Genomic DNA, 12688 nt, shown 5'->3' with positions numbered 1-12688 from the left:
AATGATAGAGAGAATCCAATATTTCAAAGCGAAATAAATATATTCGAAGTCCGATTCGATTACGAAACGCTACGTCCGGTCGCTTATTATCCCGTAGGAGGTTTTGATGTTGATGCATCCGTTTCTTGATCGTCCCTATGACCCTCAGATTGGTCATTTTCTCGGCGGCTTCGAGGTATATGATCGCGAAGAGACCTTGGGTGAGGAGCTGTCGCAGTTCGATCTCAATAGTGCTGAAGATCGGAAGGACTTGATTTGTAAGTATGTAGTGCATCGCTTTAGGAATCTAAGCTATCGACACAAGTTCTTGTTTTTTTGTGTGCTCGCAATTGCGCTTGATGACCCGGACTATGATTTCAATGCTCTGTTCGAACACGACGTGGTTTCACATTCAGCCCTTCCACCGGAGTGGGATGAAATGCAAGATTTCAGAATTTTCTTTGAGGATATCTATAAGTATCTGGCGGAAGAGTGGGGCGGGGATCTTGATAAGGCCAACCAGGAAGACCCTGCAACCTGGTAATCCGTATAAGACAATATTTGATAGTGAAGCTACCTTGCAAACAAAGCCTCTTTGATGTCCGAGATAGATGAATCGAGCTGATTACCAAATCGCTTTTCCGTGGCGAGGGAGCAAGCTCCCTCGCCACAGGATTTGTAGCTGCCATTCCGTTGGCGTGAAGGCAACCCACCTTCACACCGACAAACCCAACTCCAAGGCCGGCACCCGCCCAACCCCCCCATCAATCAAATACAAACTCCCCCCTACGATCTCCTTTGCATGATGCTTCGCCTGGGAAGCCATCTCCGCCAACTGACTGGCATCCAATCCAGCACAGGCCTCCGAACGCAAATGCACCACCCCAATCGACAGCGATAGCAACGCAAACTCCTGTCGCACGCCTTGGCGATTCAACGCGGTAAAACATCCAGCTTCCAGGTGTTCAGGGCGGTAGAAGCGGCGGCAGTGGGTTTGGAAGTCGGTCAGCAGCAGGTTCAGGCGTTTGCGCCAGTCGTCCGGGCCGAGGACCAATAGGAAGTCGTCGCCGCCGATGTGGCCGACGAAGTCGCGGCTGGGGTCGATGCGTTCGTTCAGGCACTGGGCCAGGCACAGCAGGACTTCGTCGCCGCGGCCGTAGCCATAGATATCGTTGAAGGGTTTGAAGCTGTCGATGTCGACGTAGCAGATCACCGACTCCTGGCGTTGCTGCAACAGGCGCGTGAGGCATTGTTGGATTGGTACGTTGCCCGGCAGCAAGGTCAGCGGGTTGGCGTAGCGGGCCTGTTGGATTTTCAGTTCAGTGATCAGCTTGAGCACGTCGATGACCCGGCCCAATCCCATGTAGCTGCCGTTGAGGGTGATGATGAAGTCTTCTTCAATGCGCTGCCGGGCGCGGCTGGTGATGAGGCGGCTGACTTGTTGCAGCGACTGGCTCAATTCCACCGCGAGGAAATCGTCGCTCATCAGCCGACTGATCGGTTTGCGGGCGAACAGGTCGGTGGCGAAGGGCTTGAGCAGGGCGTCCGAGAGCGAGTGGCGATGCACGATGCCGCACGGTTGGCCCTGATCGTCCAGCACCGCCAGGGAATTGAGGTTGGCCTGGCGCCGGAACGCTTCCAGCACGGTGGCCGTTGGCGTGCGGTGCGCCACGGCCGGTTGTTCGTTGAGCAGGGCGCCGAGGTCATTGACTTCCTCGGTCAATGGCACCACGCCGCTGTCCTGTCGGGGCATCAGGGCCCTGGCGTCCTGGGAAGGATGTTCCTGGGGGCGGGCGAGCAGATACCCTTGGACCAGATCGACCCCCATTTCAATCAACACCGCCAATTCTTCTGGCAGTTCTATGCCCTCGGCAATTACCTGGGCCCGTGACGCCTGGGCGATTTTAAGGATGGAACCGACGAACTCGCGCTTGAGCGCGTCCTGGTGGATGCCGTCGATGAAATGCCGGTCGATCTTCACATAATCCGGCCGCAGTTCAGACCAGAGACGCAGGCTTGAATACCCAGCGCCCAGATCATCCAGTGCGATGGAAAAGCCCATGGCGCGGTAGTGGTGAAGGGCGGTCTGCAAGAGCTGGAAATCATCGATGGGGGTTTGTTCGGTCAATTCGATGACGACCTGGCTGGGCGGGATGCCAAAGTCTTGTAGCAGTTGCAACGTGCGGCCGGTCTGGTGCGCCGATTCCAGCAGCGACTCGGGCGAAACGTTGAGGAACAGTTTGCCGGGCAGCTTCTGCTCGTTGAAACGTTGGCAGGCGCTGCGTCGGCAGGCCAGCTCCAGCTCGCTCAGCCTTCCGGCCTGGCGGGCCACGGACAATAAAGCGATGGGGGAATGCAATGGGCTGTTGGACGGGCCACGAGTCAAGGCTTCGTAGCCCAGGATACGTCGTTCGGAGAGGCAAATGATTGGTTGGAACAGGCTGTGCAATCCGCTTTGACTCAGGATTGAGTTCAAGGCACCCAGCTGTTCTGTCGTGGTCATGGCGATCTCTGGCGATAAAAAAAGGACTGGGCGCAACCCCTGCTGGGGTGCGCCCGGTCCTGTATTTCACGACAGACTGATGTCAGTTTGATGACACTCCGACGAGCATCACCATTAAATGGCCATCATCTCAATGCGTGGCGACCGTCGTATTAAGTTTCAGGTAGTCCAGCAGGATCCGCCCGGTTTCGCTCAGGTAGGCATCGTCTTCCGGCTTGGTCTTCTCCGGTTCGGTGATCAAGTCTTCGTCTTCTTTCTTCAGCTCTTTGAGCGGCTCTTCGCCCTTGGCCTTGCGGCGCAGGTTCTCCATCGCCAATTGCTTGGCTTCGATATCGGCGTGCTGTGCGCGGCGGTCGGTTTCGTTGAGGGTGACGGTTTTCTCGGTCATCAGCTTTTGTGCCAAGGCCAGCTTGTCGCGAATGAATACAAACTCCGCGTCCTGGGCCGAGCGGGCGTCATGCTCGGATTTGAGCTGGGCCAGGAACGGTTTGAACGGGTCCACGGCCGGCTTGATCGCAGGGCGGATGGTGTCCCACGGCATGGCTTCGGGCAGGGCACTTTCACCGATTTCCTTGGTGTCGATGATCGACGGGTAATCGATGTCAGGCAGTACGCCCTGGTGCTGGGTACTTTGGCCGGAAACCCGGTAGAACTTCGCCAGGGTCAGTTTCAGTTCCCCATGGTTCAGCGGCTGGATAGTCTGCACGGTGCCTTTGCCGAAGGTCTGGCCGCCGATGATCAGCGCCCGGTGATAGTCTTGCATGGCGCCGGCGAAAATTTCCGAGGCCGAGGCCGACAGGCGATTGACCAGCAACGCCATCGGGCCCTTGTAGAACGCGCCAGGATTTTCATCTTCGAGGACATCGACGCGGCCATCGGCGTTACGCACGAGCACGGTCGGGCCCTTGTCGATGAACAGGCTGGTCAGCTCGGTGGCTTCCTGCAGCGAGCCGCCGCCGTTGTTGCGCAAGTCGATGACCACGCCGTCGACCTTTTCCTTCTGCAATTCGGTCAGCAGTTTCTTCACGTCGCGCGTGGTGCTCTTGTAGTCCGGGTCTCCGGCGCGGAAAGCCTTGAAGTCCAGGTAGAACGCGGGAATCTCGATGATGCCGAGCTTGTAGTCCTTGCCATCCTGTTTCAGTTTGAGGACCGACTTCTTCGCTGCCTGTTCTTCCAGCTTCACCGCTTCGCGGGTGATGGACACGACTTTGCTGGTCTGGTCGTTCGGCGCATTACTGGCCGGAATGACTTCCAGGCGCACCACCGAGCCTTTCGGGCCGCGGATCAGCTTGACCACTTCGTCCAGGCGCCAGCCGACGACATCGACCATTTCCTTGTTGCCCTGGGCGACGCCAATGATCTTGTCCGCCGGGCTGACTTGCTTGGTCTTGTCGGCGGGTCCCGCCGGCACCAGGCGCACGATCTTGACCTGGTCGTTGTCGCTCTGCAGCACCGCGCCGATGCCTTCCAGCGACAAGCTCATGTTGATGTCGAAGTTTTCCGCGTTATCCGGCGACAGATAATTGGTGTGCGGGTCGTAGGACATGGCGAAGGTGTTGATGTAGGCCTGGAAGACATCTTCGGCACGGGTCTGGTCCAGGCGCGCCAATTGGTTCTTGTAGCGCTTGGTCAGGGTTTCCTGGATCTGCTTGGGATCCTTGCCGGCGATCTTCATGCGCAGCACCTCGTCCTTGACGCGCTTGCGCCACAGGTCGTCGAGTTCGGCTGTGCTCTTGAGCCAAGGGGCGTCCTTGCGATCGACCAGCAAGGTTTCCTTGGCATTGAAGTCGATCTTGTCGACGCCTTTGTTCAGCTCGGCAAGGGCGTAGTCCAGACGCGCCTTCACGCGGTCCAGGTAGCGCTTGTAGATGGTGAACCCGGCGTTCAGGTCGCCGCTCTTGAGGAAGTCGTCGAACTGGGTTTTCCACTTGTCGAATTCGGCGATGTCGCTGGCCAGGAAATAACTGCGCGACGGATCAAGCAGCTTCAAATAGCTGTCGTAGATGATGACGGAACGTGCGTCATCAAGTGGCGGCTTGCTGTAGTGATGCCGCTTGAGCAACTCAACCACGTTGAGGCTGGCAATCACCTCGTCGCGATCGGGCTGAAGCTTGTCCCAGCTGTTGGCCGCGAACACAGGGTTCGAAAGCGTTGAAGCGCCAAGGCCAATGAGGAGGGCAAGTGCGGTGCTGGGAAAAAAGTGCTTCATGCTGATTCGACGCAGGGACAATTGATCACGCATATTAGGCCGTCTTTGAAGTCGCCGGTTCCATGTGGCCCGGGCGCATAATGCAAGAAAGCCCGGCGTTGTTACAGCAGCGGGCCCAGTCGAGACTCACTATGGAGGCACCGTGAAAGCATTGCAAGGCGTTGAAGGCCAAGTGGTATGGGCAGATGAGCCGAGTCCGGCCTGTGATGCGGGGCAAGTTCGCATCCGCGTGGCGGCCGCTGGCCTGAATCGGGCGGATTTGTTGCAAAAGGCCGGGCATTATCCCCCGCCACCCGGCGCGAGCGAGGTGTTGGGGCTGGAATGTTCCGGGGTGATCAGCGAGGTCGGGCCAGGCTCTTCCTGGCAGGTCGGCGACCGGGTTTGCGCATTACTGGCCGGCGGTGCAATGGCCGAGGAAGTGGTGGTCGATGGCCGCCATGTCCTGCCGGTGCCCGAAGGCTTGTCGATGGCCGAAGCCGCCGCACTGCCGGAGGTTTACAGCACCGCTTGGTTGAATCTGTTCCAGCTCGCCGGCCTCACACCGGGCGAGAAAGTGCTGTTGCACGCCGGGGCCAGTGGTGTCGGTTCGGCCGCAATCCAGCTGTGCAAAGCTTTCGGCAACCCGTGCTGGGTCAGCGTCGGTTCGGCGGATCGGCTGGCCTATTGCGAAGCGCTGGGCGCCCAGGGCGGCGTGGTGCGCACCGACGACATCAACAGCCTGAACGACTTCGGGCCGTTCGACGTGATCCTCGATCCAGTCGGCGCCAACTACGCCTCGCTCAACGTGAAACTTTTGTCAGTTGACGGGCGCTGGGTGCTGATCGGGCTCATGGGCGGGCGCACGACCGAATTCGACCTGGCCCAGGTGCTGGGCAAGCGCATCCAATTGCTCGGCTCGACCCTGCGCAGCCGCAACGACCCGTTCAAGGCCGACCTGATCAGCGACCTGGGCCAGAACGTATGGCCATTGTTCGCCGACAAACGCCTGAGCCCGCAATTGGCCAAGACGTTTGCGATCAAGGATGCCGAAGCGGCGTTCGCGGAGCTGGCGACCAATCAGGTGTCTGGGAAATTGGTGCTGGTGATAGATGAGAGCCTGAGCTGATTTTTGCGTAGACCTGTGGGAGCAGTATGGATCGCCCCCGTGGCGAGGGAGCTTGCTCCCGCTGGGTGGCGCAGCCGCCCCCAACCAAATAGGGGCGACTCAACCGTCCAGGTAGACCGCGCCAGCTGGTTTTACGACTGCTTCGCAGCCGAGCGGGAGCAAGCTCCCTCGCCACAAGAGCCAGGGTGTTCTTCCCGCCTGTCTATTTCCAGGTATGAATCGGCCACCCAGCCGATTCGGCATGGGCCTTCAGCACTGGGTCCGGGTTCACGACGTGCGGGTAATCGACCTTGAGCAACAACGGCAAATCGTTGCGCGAATCGGAATAGAAACTCGCGCCTTCGAGGTTCTCTTCCTCGGCATCCAGCCAATCCAGCAGTCGCTCGATCTTGCCTTCGCGGTAGGTCAGGGTGCCCACGGTCTTGCCGCTGTAGACGCCATGGGCCAGCTCCAGCTCGATCGCCAGGATCTCGTCGATGCCCAGGCGTTCGGCAATCGGCTTGACCAGATGCGTGCCCGAGGCCGAGATCACCAGGATCCGGTCACCGGCCTTGCGGTGTTCGGCGATGGCCTTGGTAGCGTCGCTGAAAATGATCGGTTCGATGAAATCTTCCACCCAGGGCGCCACCAGGTGCTCGATTTCTTCCGGCGTACGACCGATCATCGGTTCCAGGCTGAAGTCCATGTACTCTTCCATGCGCAGCTTGCCGTGGCTGTAGGCATCCATCAGCTCGTTGTTGCGCCGCATGAACGACTCAGGGTCGACCCAGCCCAGGCGCCCCATCTGTTCGCTCCAGAGCGTGGCGCAGTCGCCGTGGATGAGGGTTTCGTCCAGATCAAATATTGCCAGGGCCATCAGCGCGTTTCCCTTTTCAGAATCATCTTCAAAATCAATGGAGCCGTCAGGCTACCTCACACAGCGCCGACGGATCGATGGAAAGTGCCAATCGTGCGCCATCCGGGTGCAGGTCGGCGGCCGAGCGGTTGAGCACATCCACCACCAACTCCACGCCACGGGCCTCGACCCGGTAACGGATGACGTTGCCCAGCAGGCTGTGGCTGCGGATCAGTGCATCGGCCTGGCCGTTGCGGCTCAGCTCGATGGCTTCCGGGCGAATCGCGATGCGGCTGTTCACCGGGCGTTGCAGCAGGCGGGTGGCGGTGTCGGCGTCGAGCAGGTTGTAGTTGCCGATGAAGCCGGCGGCAAAGGCATCGACGGGCGCAGTGTAAAGGGTTTCGGCATCGCCGCTTTGGACGATCTTTCCCTGGTTCATCAGGAATATCCGGTCAGACATGGTCAGGGCTTCTTCCTGGTCGTGCGTGACGAAAATCGTCGTCAGGCCCAACTCGCGCTGGATCTGGCGGATCTGTTCGCGCAGATGCTTGCGAATCCGCGCATCCAGGGCCGACAGCGGTTCGTCCAGCAACAGCAGGCGGGGCCGGGTCACCAACGAACGGGCCAAAGCCACCCGCTGGCATTGACCACCGGACAGTTGATGGGGATAGCGGGCGGCAAAATCATGCAGCTCCACCAGGCGCAGGATCTCCAGCACGCGCTGGCGGCTGTCGTCGGCCGCGACTTTTTGCATGCGCAGGCCGAAAGCGACGTTCTGCTCCACGGTCATGTTGGGGAACAAGGCGTAGCTCTGGAAGACCATGCCGATCCCGCGTTTTTGCGGGCTCAACGGCACGATGTCCTGGCCGTCCAGCAGGATCTGGCCCGCGTCCACTGCGGTCAGGCCGGCGATGCAGCGCAGCAGCGTGGATTTGCCGCAGCCCGAAGGGCCGAGGAGGGTGACGAATTCGCCCTTGTGGATTTCGCAATTGATGTCGCTGAACACCGGTGTGCCCGCGTAGCTTTTTTGCAGGTGTTGGACGCTGACGTAGCTCATTGGCTTTTGTCCTTGTTCAAGATGTTGGCCGCCCAGGTCAGGACCAGTACGAAGAAGAAGTAGGAAATCACCAGCGCACTGGTGAAGTGACCGCTGCTGTTGCGCATGTTGTTCAGGTACACCTGCAGGGTTTCATAGCGGGTACCGACGAGGATGTTGGCGAACACGAACTCGCCGAACAGGAACGAGAAGGACAGCAACAGTGCGACCATCAAGCCCTTGCGCAGGTTCGGCAGCACCACCAGCAACGCCGCCTGGAAAGTGCTGGCGCCAAGCAGTTGGGCGGCGTCCATCAGGTCGCGCAGGTTGATGGCTTGCAGGTTGTTGGTGATCGCCCGGTACATGAACGGCAGGGCAACGGTGAAGTAGCAGCCGATCAGAATCCACGGTGTACCGACCATCGCCAGTGGCCCGGAGCCATAGAGCTGCAACAACCCCACCGAAGACACCACGGGCGGCACCGCGAAGGGCAGCAGGATGAGGACGTTCATCAGCGCGTCGAGCTTGGGAAAGTGGTAATGCACCACGAACAGCAGCGGCAGGATCAGCACCACCGAGAGCACCAGCGCCCCGACGCAGACGATCAGCGATTGGCCGAACGCATTGAGAAAGCGCGGATCGCTCCACAGCTGCACGTACCATTTAAAGGTAAAGCCGCTGGGCAACACGGTGGCCGACCAACTGCTGGCAATGGAGTAGACCAGCGTGCCGACCAAGGGCAGCAGCAGGATGGCGAACAGCAGGTATACCACCACCCGATGATAGAGCCCGACGGAGCTCGATTCAGCGCGAGACATGATAGCTCCTCTTGAGCAGCAATTGATGGACGATGGTTACCAGGGTCATCAACGCCACCAGCACTACGGCCAAGGCGCTGGCCATGTTCGGGTCGAGGGAAATATCACCGGAAACCATGGCTGCGATGCGAATCGGCAGGACGTTGAAATTGCCAGTGGTCAGCGCATAGACCGTCGCGTAGGCACCGAGGGCATTGGCCAGCAGGATCACGAAAGTACCCAGCAGCGCCGGGGTCAGGACCGGCAAACCGATGTGTCGCCAGAATTGCCAGCCGTTGGCGCCGAGCAGGGCGGCCGATTCGCGCCAGTCTTCGCGCAACGCATCAAAGGCTGGGTAGAGCAGCAGCACGCCGAGGGGAATCTGGAAATAGGTGTAGAGGATGATCAGCCCGGTTTTCGAATACAGGTTGAAATCCTCGATGATCCCCGCCTGCTTGAGCATGATCGTGATGCTGCCGTTGAACCCCAGCAAAATGATGAAGGCGAAGGCCAGGGGCACGCCGGCGAAGTTGCTGGTCATGTTGGCGAACGCATTGACGAAGTTGCGTAATCGCGAATCGACACGGCGCAGGGAGTAGCTGCCGAGAACGGCGATGATGATGCCGAAGACGCTGGACCAGAAGCTGATCTCCAGGCTGTGCTGGATCGCCTGCCGGTAAAACTTTGAGCTGAAGATCTTGCTGAAGTTGGCCAGGCCCCAGCCGAACTCTTCCGATTCCAGGCTGTTGACCAGCACCCAAAGCAGCGGGGCGATCTGGAACACGATGAAGAAAATCGCGAAGGGCACCAGGCACAACGCTGCCAGCCATTTGCCGCGCGTCATGGCGTTCACTTGAGCAACTCCTGGCAATAAGGTTTGTCGTGGGCGACACCGAGCAATCGGCAAATGGTGCCGCACAGTTCGGTCTGCCGAGGGGCCGCATCGGCCTTGAGACTAAAGCCATCACCGAGGACAAACAGCGGCACCTCCCGTTCCTCAGCCAGCAGGCCGTTGTGGGAGCGATCGTTGTTCATGCCATGGTCCGACGTCACCAACACCTGGTAACCGGCGTCGAGCCAGGCTTGCAGGTAGGCCGCCAGGTTGATGTCGGCCGAGCGGGCGCTGTTGCGGTATTGCGGGGTGTCGAGGCCGTGCTTGTGGCCGGCATCGTCGATGTTCATCGGGTGCACCAGCAAGAAGTTCGGCAGGTAGCGCTGGCGCAAGTGTTCGGCGTCGGCGAACAGATGGGAATCGGGGTAGTGGTCATTCCAGTAGAAATGCCCGTATTGAATCGGCAGGTCGGGGTTTTCGGTATGACGGTCCCGACCGGCCACGAAGGGTGACACGTTGTACAGCTCACTGACCCAATGATACGCAGCGGCTGCCGTGCTCAAGTTGGCGTCGGTGGCGTAATGAAAAATGCTCCGCTGGTTGGACAGGCGCGAGACATCGTTGTGCACGATCCCGCTGTCGATGGGCACGACGCCGGTGAGGATGCATTCGTAGAGTGGGCGGGACAGGGCGGGCAGTTCACATTCCAACTTGTAGAGCGCCGCGCGTCCTGCGCCAACATACGCCTGCAAATGTCCCATGGCGTGCCGGGCGACTTCATAGTTGAGGCCGTCGAGCAGCACCAGGATGACGTTGTGCTTCATGGGGACCGGGACTCCGGACAGATACCAGAAAACTCGGATTTACCCAGGCACCTGACGCGGGAACAAGCAGGCTTTCTCCCGCGTCAGGTTCTCTGTTGCTTTTCCGAGCGGAGCGACTAGCGCCTCACTTCATCTCGACGATGACTTGTTCATTCCACGCCTGCGGCAGTGCCTTGGAAGTCTTCTCCCACGCATCCGCATCCTTGATCGGGGTCACGCCTTTGTACTGCTCGTTCGGCAGCAGCTTGGCCTGGACCTCTTCCGGCAGTTTCAAGTGCTCGGCGCGGATGGGGCGGGCGTTGCCTTTGGCCAGGTTGATCTGCCCGGCGTCGCTGAAGATGTATTCGCGGGTCAGCTTGGCGGCGTTCGGGTGCTTGGCGTATTTGTTGATGATGGTGGTGTAGCCGGAGATGACCGAGCCGTCGGACGGAATCAGCACGACGTAGTCATCCGGGTTGGCCATCTTGGCTTTGTAGCTCAGGCCGTTGAAATCCCAGACCACACCGACTTCCACTTCACCTTTCTCCATCGTGGCGATGGTCGGGTTGGCCATGGACAGCCGTCCCTGCTTGGCGATTTCAGCAAACATCAACAAGGCCGGTTGAACGTTTTTCTCGTTGCCACCGTTGGCCAGGGCGGCTGCCAGAACGCCGTTGGCGGCCTGGGCGGCGGTGCTCACGTCGCCAATCGAGACCTTGTATTTACCGGTTTTCAGATCGGCCCATTTGGTCGGTACATCGGAGCCGTGCAGCAGTTTCTTATTGACGATGAAGGCGATGGTGCCGGTGTAGGCGAGTGCCCAGTTGCCGTCCTTGTCCTTGGCCCAGTCCGGGATCTGTTCCCAGGTGCTTGGTTTGTAGGGTTGCACCACGCCTTGCTTGACTGCGATCGGGCCGAAGGCCGCGCCAACGTCACCGATATCTGCGCTGGCGTTGTCTTTTTCGGCGGCGAACTTGGCGATTTCCTGGGCCGAGCTCATGTCGGTGTCGATGTGTTTCAAACCGTAGAGCTTGGCCAGGTCGTCCCAGGTGCCTTTCCAGTTCGCCCAGTCGTCGGGCATGCCGACGCTGTTGACGGCGCCTTCCGCTTTCGCAGCGGCTTCCAATGTTTTCAGATCGGTATCAGCGGCCATGGCGGCGGTGCACATGGCAATGGTCGAGCCTAACAGTGATGCCAGGAAAAGCCGTTTCATCCGAAGCTCCTATGGGCGTTTTCAACGCTGCGATTGCGGTTGTGTTGGTCTAGGTCAGCAATACCTGAGCCAATGTAGGCGCGCCCCATGACATTTTGATGTCGATGGGAAGTTCGCCAGCAGTCGTCAGGCTCATGGAGGGTCGCTGCGTCATAAGCGTAGACCATGAGTAAATAACTGATCTGCAAGGGCTTGGCCGCTTAATTGCAAGCCGATGTGTAGACCGTTCAGCGGTTGTGTCATCTGTCAGTCATGGTCAAGGCCTAGGCTTGCAGGCGTGAATTGCGGATCGACGCGGTGAAGATCCTGCCCCGAAACAGTGCTGGTCTAGTCCAGATAGGTAACGTTGATGCGCGTTGAGGCAACCAAGGCGGTGACAACCATTGGGCAGGTCCTGCAAGAGCAGATCGACCACGGCTTGCTGGCGCCCGGTTGCAAGTTGCCGGCCGAGCGCAAGCTCAGCGAATTGTTCGGCACCACCCGGATCACCGTTCGCGAGGCGCTGTTGCAGCTCGAAGCCCAGGGACAGATCTACCGGGAGGAGCGCCGAGGCTGGTTTGTCTCGCCGCCACGGCTGGCCTACAACTTGATGCAGCGCAGTCATTTTCACGCCATGGTCGCTGCCCAGGGACGAGTGCCGTCCACCGAAGTGATCTCGGCGCGCCTGCAACCTGCCTCGGCGGCGGTATGCGCCTGGCTCCAATTACCGGCGCTGTCCAGCGTCATCCAGATCTGCCGCACCCGTCGTATCGACGAACGCCTGGTGCTGTACGTCGAGCATTACCTGAACCCGCTGTATTTTCCGGACATTCTCGAGTTCGACCTCAACCAGTCGATGACTGAGTTGTACGCGAGCCATTACGACCTGCACTACGGCCGGGTGAGATTCGAGATCGTGCCGACGTCGTTACAGCCCGAAGCGGCGGCGGCGCTGAAAGTCTCGGTCGGTAGCCCTGGGCTGCGGATTGCCCGGGTCAATTATGACCAGCATCAGCGCCTGATCGATTGCGACCTGGAGTTCTGGCGGCACGATGCGATTCATGTCGGCGTCGACGTCCCGGAACAGCCAGTTTGTGACGAGCTCAGGACGATTCGTTGAGCTTGGCCATGATCCTGAACAGCACGGTCAAAAGGATAAGCAGCATGCCAATCCACATGGCAAACACCCCGACGTTTTTATCGCGGAAGTTGAAGCCGATGGCGAGCAGGATCATGCCGGCGATGATGGGCACCAGCATGGCGTTGAACGAGGACATGGAAATCATGGCGACAGCCTTGTCGGGAGCGATAAGGTCAGTCTAGTTGGGGTTTGGCGGGCAGATCATTAGCATCCGCACATTTCGAAGCGGACGCTCTTGTGGCGAGGGAGCTTGCTC

Annotated in this window: 12 protein-coding genes; 3 read left to right on the top strand and 9 right to left on the bottom strand. The window is 59.4% G+C overall.

Features of this window, described 5'->3' with window-relative positions; all coding sequences use genetic code 11:
* Positions 1-106 precede the first annotated feature (106 nt).
* Complete coding sequence (locus J3P95_RS18390) at positions 107-523, top strand: hypothetical protein (RefSeq protein WP_434580187.1); 417 nt, start codon at positions 107-109, stop codon at positions 521-523.
* A gap of 171 nt (positions 524-694) precedes the next feature.
* Here J3P95_RS18390 and J3P95_RS18385 read toward each other — a convergent pair whose 3' ends face one another.
* A complete protein-coding gene (locus J3P95_RS18385; RefSeq protein ID WP_434558178.1) occupies positions 695-2482 on the bottom strand; it encodes a bifunctional diguanylate cyclase/phosphodiesterase in 1788 nt (595 codons plus the stop codon).
* A gap of 130 nt (positions 2483-2612) precedes the next feature.
* The gene (locus J3P95_RS18380) at positions 2613-4691 is read right to left on the bottom strand and encodes a carboxy terminal-processing peptidase (RefSeq protein WP_434563897.1); all 2079 of its coding nucleotides are present in this window, start codon (positions 4689-4691) and stop codon (positions 2613-2615) included.
* Between the two features lie 142 nt (positions 4692-4833).
* On the opposite strand from J3P95_RS18380, the gene J3P95_RS18375 reads away from it, so the two are divergent.
* Positions 4834-5796, top strand: coding sequence for a zinc-binding dehydrogenase (locus tag J3P95_RS18375; RefSeq protein ID WP_434580188.1), 963 nt, complete (start codon positions 4834-4836; stop codon positions 5794-5796).
* Positions 5797-5998: 202 nt separating this feature from the next.
* Here the strand turns inward: J3P95_RS18375 and J3P95_RS18370 are convergent, their stop codons facing one another.
* The 6 genes from J3P95_RS18370 to J3P95_RS18345 form a co-directional block, all read right to left on the bottom strand.
* The gene (locus tag J3P95_RS18370; RefSeq protein WP_434558176.1) at positions 5999-6652 is read right to left on the bottom strand and encodes an HAD family hydrolase; all 654 of its coding nucleotides are present in this window, start codon (positions 6650-6652) and stop codon (positions 5999-6001) included.
* A gap of 46 nt (positions 6653-6698) precedes the next feature.
* The gene (locus J3P95_RS18365) at positions 6699-7688 is read right to left on the bottom strand and encodes an ABC transporter ATP-binding protein (protein WP_434558175.1); all 990 of its coding nucleotides are present in this window, start codon (positions 7686-7688) and stop codon (positions 6699-6701) included.
* Complete coding sequence (locus J3P95_RS18360; protein WP_434580192.1) at positions 7685-8485, bottom strand: ABC transporter permease; 801 nt, start codon at positions 8483-8485, stop codon at positions 7685-7687. The genes J3P95_RS18365 and J3P95_RS18360 overlap by 4 nt, the downstream gene beginning before the upstream one ends.
* Positions 8472-9308 (bottom strand): ABC transporter permease, encoded by an 837-nt coding sequence (locus tag J3P95_RS18355; protein ID WP_186610549.1) that lies wholly within the window; start codon positions 9306-9308, stop codon positions 8472-8474. Before J3P95_RS18355 ends, J3P95_RS18360 begins: the two co-directional genes overlap by 14 nt.
* A gap of 5 nt (positions 9309-9313) precedes the next feature.
* A complete protein-coding gene (locus J3P95_RS18350; protein WP_434558174.1) occupies positions 9314-10120 on the bottom strand; it encodes an alkaline phosphatase family protein in 807 nt (268 codons plus the stop codon).
* Positions 10121-10244: 124 nt separating this feature from the next.
* Positions 10245-11312 carry an ABC transporter substrate-binding protein gene (locus J3P95_RS18345; protein WP_186637366.1) on the bottom strand — a complete coding sequence of 356 codons (1068 nt, stop codon included), beginning with the start codon at positions 11310-11312 and terminating at the stop codon, positions 10245-10247.
* 349 nt (positions 11313-11661) lie between these two features.
* Here J3P95_RS18345 and J3P95_RS18340 point away from each other — a divergent pair, with 349 nt between their 5' ends.
* Positions 11662-12411: a UTRA domain-containing protein gene (locus J3P95_RS18340; protein ID WP_434558173.1), complete on the top strand. Its 750-nt coding sequence runs from the start codon at positions 11662-11664 to the stop codon at positions 12409-12411.
* Here J3P95_RS18340 and J3P95_RS18335 read toward each other — a convergent pair.
* Positions 12395-12577, bottom strand: coding sequence for a hypothetical protein (locus tag J3P95_RS18335; RefSeq protein WP_186610346.1), 183 nt, complete (start codon positions 12575-12577; stop codon positions 12395-12397). The genes J3P95_RS18340 and J3P95_RS18335 overlap by 17 nt on opposite strands.
* Between the last annotated feature and the right edge of the window lie 111 nt (positions 12578-12688).

The sequence above is a fragment of the Pseudomonas sp. Z5-35 genome, from assembly GCF_051131945.1.
Classification (GTDB): domain Bacteria; phylum Pseudomonadota; class Gammaproteobacteria; order Pseudomonadales; family Pseudomonadaceae; genus Aquipseudomonas; species Aquipseudomonas marvdashtae.
This window is presented reverse-complemented; position numbering and strand designations above follow the sequence as displayed.